This is a genomic window from Streptomyces sp. bgisy159, from assembly GCF_057707805.1.
On record NZ_JBYIQX010000023.1, the window covers coordinates 110,860 to 118,652 of the forward strand.

Genomic DNA, 7,793 nt, shown 5'->3' on the forward strand with positions numbered 1-7,793 from the left:
CATCCCATCCGTCCCAGAGGGGCCCTCGTCCCACATACGTCCCACAAAACCCCTGACAGCGTGTCAGCGAGGAAGAACGTGGCAGGTCAAAGCACCTGCCGACGAGATGCGCCAGGGGCCTTCTAACTGATCATTTCAGAATGAGGTTCGGAGTCGTCTCAAGCAGATGATGCTGCAGGCGAGTTGGAGCAGTCCGAGGTGGAGGTCGGCTCGTATCTCGTAGCGAGTCCGCAGGCGTTTGAACTGGTGAAGCCAGGCGAAGGTTCGCTCGACGACCCACCTGGTCCTGCCCAGGCCGGATCCGTGGGCGGTGCCCTTGCGGGCGATCTTCGGCGTGATGCCGCGAGCGCGGAGCAGGCGACGGTACTTGTCGTAGTCGTAGCCGCGGTCGGCGAACAGCCGCCGTGGTCGATGACGTGGCCTGCCCACCAGGCCGCGGATGCGGGGAATCGCGTCCAGCAGGGGCATGAGCTGGGTGACGTCGTGACGGTTTCCGCTGGTCAACGACACCGCCAGGGGCGTTCCGTGCCGGTCGGTGATCAGGTGGTGCTTGCTGCCCCGGCGGCCGCGGTCGACCGGCGAAGGTCCGGTGTGAGCCCCCCTTTGAGGGCCCGGACGTGCGAGCCGTCGACCGCGGCGTCCTCCATGTCCAACAGTCCGGACTTGCGGAGTTCCGCGAGGAGGATCTCGTGCAGGCGGGGCCAGACGCCGGCCTCGGTCCAGTCCCGCAGGCGCCGCCAGCACGTCACGCCGCTGCAGCCGATCGTCTTGGTCGGCACGTCAGCCCAGGTCACACCCGTGCGGAGCACGTAGACAATCCCGCGCAGGGCCGCACGGTCATCCGCCGGCAGCCGACCGGGATACCGCCGGCGCCGCGGCGGGCGAGGAGGGAGCAGCGGGGCGACACGAGCCCACAGGTCATCAGGCACAAGATCATCCGACACCTGCAGAACTCTGCCGCCCACCAGGCCAACTGCCAAGCTCCTGAACCAAACTCATTCTGAAATGATCAGTAAGCACCTGCTACACAAGGCATCCCGCACCTCTTCCCCGCCGGCCTGCGGCATGCCTCCGGGGCCGCGCCGGCGGCTGAGCACACGAAGGGCCGGCAGCCAATGCGATGCTGTCGGTGTTGCCTGCCGGCCGGAAGATGGCCGTGGGCGCAGGTCAGCAGGTGAACCAGGACGGCGAACAGCACGAAGACGGCCGCCGCTCCCCCATGGGGCGAGGCGGTCGGCAGGGCGCCTGAATCTCAACCTTACGGGTACGGGCTGTAGTTGAACTAAGCACATAGAGTGCGCGTGAAGGAGGAGGGTGTGCCCAGCCCGGATCCGGTCGTGGGTCATCATTAGGTCCTTTGTCGCGAGCACCGGTGGTGTAAGACGCACCCCTGGCCGATTCCCGGATCGGGTCAATCGGATCGCCGTACCCTGACCTCCGACTACACCGTCAGAAGTTGGCCAGGCGGATCTCGTAGCAGTCGCCACACATGTCCATGTCGGGGACGAGTTCGGCGGCCTGGTCACAGAAGGTGCAGACGCCTTCGTATGTGGATCCACAGTCGAAGCAAATCCAGGAGTCCTCTCCGGGCGAGCTGGCCAACGGAGTGCTGATCACGGAGTAGGCGCCGCAGCTGCTACAGCCGTTGAGGTCGCCGCCTCCGTCGGTGATGCTGACGTGCTTGCTGGAGCCGATGAACTCCCACGCGGCATCCTCGCCGGTGCCGTACTGCCTCGCGCACAGGAGGCAGGCGAGATCCTGGGCTCCTGCGTCGAGTACGACGGTGAACTGACCGCAGGAGCGGCACGAGGCCGTCGAGCTCTCATAGCCGTCCAACCGACTGCGCAGGGTCTCCATGCGCAGGGCGAGGAAGTCCGTGAGGTGCTTGAAACCGTCGCGTACCTGCTCCATGTGCTGCTCAACCGACCATGCCTCATCGGTCTCGTGGACCTGGGGCAGGATGTCGGTGTTGATGAAGCCGACCAGCAAATCGAGTACGGGAACGGTGCGCGCCTGTACGGCGAGGACCGTGTCCTTCAACCCGAAGTGCATGATCCGGTTGCGGAGGCTGCCCAGGGCCCTGAGGCCAGCGTCCTCCGGATCGATCGTGCTCTCGATCCGCACAGTGTCACGCAGACGTTCGATCGCTGTTTTGACGCCGCAGCTTTTGAAGTCACCGGCCTCGTGCTTGCGCTGGTCGAACAGCTCCACCTTTGTCCACACCAGCGCCGGATCGTGCATCTCCAGCCGGGCCTTCAGCAGCGTCTCAGCCGCAGCCTGGAGGTGCAGGACCGCGTACTTCATATCGCGCGGTCCCGGCTGCCCGTCGTCACCGGACAGTGAGCCGACGGCACTCACCAGGAAGTCGAGGCCGTTGACCAGAGCGGGGAAGTGGAGGTCTGCCGGTTGCTGCCCGGTACCGGTCACCAGCGAACCCCGTACGCCTTGTCGTCTTTCACCCTCATCGCCCTCCCCCTACGTCAGGTGCCGGATTCTCCGGGAAGAGTACCGGCGAAGGGCTGCCCCACCTCCGGGACAGCAGACGTCTGGAATGAGCGAGGGACCCTGCAAGCCCCTCATGTGTCACCTGTCCACCTGCATCCTGTCCACCACGTCTCCCCTGATCGCGGTGACCACGCTGGCCAGACATCTGCGCGGGGCAGCACAGTAGTCCTGAGCCGACGGATGGGCACGGGGCCTCGACTCGGCACGAGCGGCCCCTTCCGAGCTCTCTGAGGCCAGCCGGAGCATCGACGCCTACTGATCCTCCGGGGGTCGGATGGAATAGCTCCACTCATTAGTCAGCTGGAGGGGAGTCCGAGTTTGTCGAAGAACGCCCGGTTGCGTTCGGTGGCGGCGTTGACGAGACGGTCGAAGCTCACTACTTCGATGTATGCCTTGCACGGCTCATTGAAACCGAAATAACCCATGCCGTCATGGGTGGGCCGCAGGCCCGCGTATTCGCATCTGTCCACCATCGTCTTCGTGAGGTCCGCGAGGACATAGCAGAAGGCAGGTGCCTCACGCGTCGGGGGGATCGGCCGCCCCAGCGCGGTCTTCACTCCGCCGGCGCGCACACGCTTCACGTACTCCAGGCACTGCTGGATTGGGTCCTTGTCTTCCGAGGCGTCATTGCGCATCGGCCGTTTGACCTCGATCACGACGATGGACGGCAGCGGGAGCGTTCCCCCTTCCGCGGCCAGCACCGGCGAGCCGACGAGCCGAGTCGCGAGCAGGTCGGGCTCCCTCGTCGAATTGGAACCCGTGATCGGCATGCTCTTGAGCGTCTTGTCAGAGGCGAGGTAGTCGTGGAACGCGAGCCTCTCGTCGATGATCCAGAGGTTGGAGGCATCGGTGCCGATCTCGTTCGAGTCGGTCCGCATCGGCATGAGCAGGGAGTGGATCGCGTCCTCCTTGCTGTACCTACCCTGGTCGTCGGACCTGATCTGCCTGGCGAGTACGTCGAGGATCGTTCGTCGGCGCGAGACGTAGGCGGCCAGGTCGGACTGGTTGATGTCGGTCACTGTGTTCAAGTACCGGGCGAGCCGTTCGTCGTAGCCCTCCGGTTGGGCGGAGCCTGCTTCGCCCAGGACGGCGTGGCCCTCGGCCAGCGCGAACGCTTCGAGCTTCTGGAGGTTGCTGTGCAGCAGTAGTTCGAGGTCTTGGTCCTTCATGGACGGATCCACGGATACGCCGAGCTGCTCGAGTCGCGACAGGACGGGCCGGTATCTCGGAGCACGGTTGCTGACGAACTCGTGGACCCGGGCCTTGCCCTCCTCGCGTGCTGCGCTGAGCGGCCCGGCGAGGATGCTTTCGACTTCCTTGAGCACGCTCTCCCGGATGTCGTCCATCGACACATCTTCGATCAGTGGGGTGCCCGGCACACGTTCGCTGATGTCGAAGGCCGTACGGTCGGCGCGGACGTGGCTGTCCAGGAAGTCGGAGGACAGGTAGCAGACGTACGTAAACGGGGAGGACTCCGCGTCTTTGAGCCTTCCGTAGAGCCCTGGCACCCTGCTGGTGAGGTTTTCCTCCACCACCACACGGTTCGCAGCACACCAGTACAGCCGTGGCGCGAGATTCCTCGGCGAGGACTTCAGGCGGAGGCTCACCATCTCAAACCTCTCCCCCTTGACCTCGATCGATGTCCTTTGCATGTCGGAGTACACGAAGTCGTGCATGAGGCTATTGAGCGAGACCGCCCCGTCATCGTCTGCCACCGTGATGTCGGGCGCGCCGCCGGGACGCAGGAAGTACCAGATGCAGTGCTCGAATACCTCACGGGCAATGGCCTCGACGGTCTTCAGCGCGCTCTGCTGAAAGGGCCTTTTGAACCCGTCGAGGCTCACGGTCGTGCCGACCTCGGCTGGAGTGTCCGCTTCCCCGTCCGGCTCAACCTCTCCCTGGACGGAGAAGCGGAACTGCCGCCCCTTGAGGCATCCGGCTTCGTCCTCGTAGGCGCTGCGGACCGTGACCCTGTCGAACGCCTTGAGCCAGAGCAGGCGCCCCACACCGCGGCAGCCCATGTCGGCCTTGTGGTCGCTGTCCAGCGTCTCGAACGATGTCATGTTCTCCGGAGTGAAGCCCACTCCGTTGTCCTCGACGCTGAAGCCGACTATGGGCTTCAACGCCGCGCGTCCTGGGCCGACATGGCTGAAGTCGAGTGCTTCCTGCTGGCTGCGCCGGATCCTGATGCTCAGACGACCGGGCTCCATGTCGTCGCCGAACCGGGCGTCGATCGCCTGAATGCCGTTGACCACGGCCTCTAGGAGCGGCAGAAGGGCATGGCTTTTGGGCAGGCTCGTATTCCGGACCCGGCCGGCCAGCGACGTGGTCAGCGCCATCGTCTTCCTCCTCGCTCCAGGCCGCCCACCCTAGCGGCCGGGCTGGAGCAAAGCGTGCTGGGCGGCCGAGGTACCGGCGAAGTGACCTGCTCGCCACGGCCCGCCGCTGAACCTGCAGTCTGCCGCCCACGGCTCCGACTGAAGCTGCCAAGTGCCCGGCTTGATGTCCCGCCGGCTCGCAGAACCTAACCTGCCCGGCGATCCGCCTGACACCCCATCAGAACGAGCGTCAAATGAGCGTCACGAGCGTCATTTCAGCGTCAAGATATCGCCCGTAACGCCCACACCGCACATAATGCGCACAGGCAAAACCGCAGGTCAGGAGCCCTTTGCGGCCGGTTCAAGGATGGCAACGCACTCCACGTGATGCGTCATCGGAAACACGTCGACTTCAAGGGGCAACCTGATACGCGGCCGGCGTCAGGCCCACACCTTGTACTCATCAGCGAAGTACGGCCACGGCTGCCGACCGGCTTTGCCCTTCCGAAGCAGCTGGTCCATGCCGCGCGCCCAGACTTGTAGATCGCTAAGCTCCAGCACGAGCTGCTCGAGCCCTGCTCTAGCCATCGTGACCTGATGGCCGTGCCCTCGAATGATCATGACAGGCTGGGCTGTTTGCATCTCAGCTCCGCTCGGCAGTACCCACTCAGCGTCCAACCCATGCTTACCAAGCTCGTCAACAAGGTCGTCGGACGACAGTGTCACGGTGAAGACGAGAACATCCGCGATGAGGCCGGCACACTGCGCTGGCTGGAGCGGATAGATGCCCCACGGCACGGCCATGGTGTTGCGCGCCGCGCTGTCTCCGCTGCTGAAGCAGATGCGCTGTACCGTCAGTCGCATACGACGCAGCAGTGCCGCGTATGCGGCGTGGAACTGTCGGGCCGCTTCCTCCGCATCCCACCTGTTCCCAGCTGCCGCGATGTCGAGCGCCAGGAGACCACGCTGCCCCGGCACGCGCATCGTCTTCAGCCCCTCCTGGTGGGCGCGGCCCAAGGCGTCACTCAGCACGGACATATGGGTGGCGTAGGGCACACCGGTCTCGACGAGAACGGCCTTGTCCGGACCGGGGAGCGGCCCGCCAGTGTGCAGTGCCTCCGCCGCCAACCGGGTCCGTGTCAGTTGGGTGCTCTCCCGCCGCCTCGGATTCGTCTTCAGCTCGTAAAGGAGGATGTCCTGCTCGTCGTCGCCCCGATCACGGAACACGGTCACGTCGCCGATACGCAGACAGTCGGTGATGTCATGCAGCAGTGCGAAGCACCTGTTCTCGATCCACTGCTGCTCCGCGAACTGGATCTCATGGACCGTGCCCTCCTTACTGAGGGTCATTGGCCCCGGTGATTCGTTGCGGCGCAGCGCAAGTATGTAGCGCCGGTCGTACCGGAATGCCCGCCAGGCCATGGCGTCACCGATCGAGCGCAGTTGGCGCCCCACACGCTCCAGAACGTCGGACTCCAGTCGCCAGTCCTCCACGTCGCGAGGATCACCGACGACGAGATCAGGCGCGTCGGCAGGCAGCGACTGCCCCTTCCTGAGCCGCTTGATCACTCGCGAGCGCTCCGCACGCGCACGGTTCGCGGCCAGTGTGGCTAGCAGAAGTTCCCGCTGGAACGTCACGAAGTCCTCGGCGCTGTGGCATTCGCGCAAGTCCTTGATGAACCCGATCAGCCGCTCACCGTTCTCCCGGTGGAACGGGTGCTTGACCAGCGCGTTCAGCCGGTCCGACGGCATATCGGTCAACATCGGAGCCACGACAGCGATTCTGCCTAGAAACAGGAGCCGCTCTCCACTGAATTCGCATGCTTGCACCCATCGGCCCCAAGGGACCGGGAGGTCCTTCCCGAGGTGACCGACACGACGGTGGAGGAGTGGCGGCCGCCCCATGCCGACCTGACGTGGGCGAACGTGACCGGCCCGGAGTTCTACATGATCAACTGGGAGGACCGGGGGCATAATGCCACGAGGGCTGGACGCGGCAACGCTACGGGGTCATTCCCTCGCCGTCCCGGCCCTAGCGGAACGTGTGTGGAGCGAGCGACGGCCGGACTTGGAGAGCAGGCCCGGCCGGCTGATGGCGCTGTTCTTGTGCGCGAAAGTCACCGGGCCACGCGCACCCCGAGGATCCGCGGCTCGATCCGGCCAGGAAGGAAGGCCCTGTCCTGCGAGCTGTTCGAGGAACTCGGCGGCAATGTGGACCGAGGGCGGGCATGCGTGGATGGAGCGAGCCACCTCCGTCGTCCCACGGCCAGCCGGGCGCGAATTTGTTGATTCAGCCAAGGTTGAATCGGAGCCTCAGCTGGGTGCTGACCAGTTCGTAGCCTGCGAGGTCGGGGGCGCCGAATGGGTTGGGCAGGACGGTGATGTTGCGGCGGTCGCGGTCGAGGACGTGAGAGACGTACACGATAAAGTACGTCTCGTCCGGCTTCAGGCGAGAAGCGCGTCGAACCTCGGATTCGCCGAGGATGATCTCGCCGCTGTCGCCGGTGGATGCCTTGACCTCGTAGAGGTAGGTCGCGTCGCCGTCGTGGATGAGGAAGTCGTAGCCGAGTCGGTCGTCCCCCGGCTGCGCGCCGGCGAGCCCGTGGACTCGCAGGCCGGACTTCCATGAGTCCTGTGGTTCGACCCCGAACTGCTCTTGCAGCCACGCGGCCACCGCCGCCTCTCCCGCAAGGCCCACAGCCAATGTCCGGTCTTGGTCGCTCGCGGGGACCTGGTACGAACCGCTGTGCGACCTTGCACCGGACGACGAGGAGGTGCGTGGCCGCGGAATGCGGGGCGCGAGCGCCGTGGCGGACGTGGCCGAGGTGGCCCGCTGCTTAGGCGTGAGGTCTGCGGCCACCTCGCGGGCGAGCGCCGCCAGGTCGTCGGGCCGGGCCGACACGAGCCTGCCGTTCAGCATTACATGGGGGCCGGGGGGGGGGAAGAAACAGGCGCACCCCCCCCCCCCCC

General features: G+C 65.5%; 5 protein-coding genes and 1 pseudogene. 1 reads left to right on the forward strand and 5 read right to left on the reverse strand.

The features are described 5' to 3' along the window. Positions 1–135: 135 nt before the first annotated feature. The 4 genes from AC3ET3_RS22320 to AC3ET3_RS22335 all read right to left on the reverse strand — a co-directional run bounded on the left by AC3ET3_RS22320 (position 136) and on the right by AC3ET3_RS22335 (position 6,596). Positions 136–944, reverse strand: a protein-coding gene (locus AC3ET3_RS22320; protein ID WP_435612757.1) for an IS5 family transposase whose coding sequence is annotated in 2 segments (ribosomal slippage) — positions 136–605 and positions 605–944 — 810 coding nt in all. Because the reading frame shifts where the segments join, the coding sequence is not laid out codon by codon here. A 505-nt stretch (positions 945–1,449) separates the two neighbouring features. Further along, positions 1,450–2,427 (reverse strand): hypothetical protein, encoded by a 978-nt coding sequence (locus AC3ET3_RS22325; protein WP_328919206.1) that lies wholly within the window; start codon positions 2,425–2,427, stop codon positions 1,450–1,452. Between the two features lie 374 nt (positions 2,428–2,801). Further along, the gene (locus AC3ET3_RS22330; protein WP_385249404.1) at positions 2,802–4,844 is read right to left on the reverse strand and encodes an ATP-binding protein; all 2,043 of its coding nucleotides are present in this window, start codon (positions 4,842–4,844) and stop codon (positions 2,802–2,804) included. 420 nt (positions 4,845–5,264) lie between these two features. After that, positions 5,265–6,596 (reverse strand): hypothetical protein, encoded by a 1,332-nt coding sequence (locus AC3ET3_RS22335; protein ID WP_435612758.1) that lies wholly within the window; start codon positions 6,594–6,596, stop codon positions 5,265–5,267. Between the two features lie 84 nt (positions 6,597–6,680). On the opposite strand from AC3ET3_RS22335, the pseudogene AC3ET3_RS22340 reads away from it, so the two are divergent. After that, a pseudogene (locus AC3ET3_RS22340) lies at positions 6,681–6,991 on the forward strand (hypothetical protein); the annotation flags it as partial. Positions 6,992–7,113: 122 nt separating this feature from the next. On the opposite strand, the gene AC3ET3_RS22345 reads toward AC3ET3_RS22340, so the two are convergent. Then, a complete protein-coding gene (locus tag AC3ET3_RS22345; protein WP_382102258.1) occupies positions 7,114–7,743 on the reverse strand; it encodes a protein NO VEIN domain-containing protein in 630 nt (209 codons plus the stop codon). Positions 7,744–7,793 lie beyond the last annotated feature (50 nt).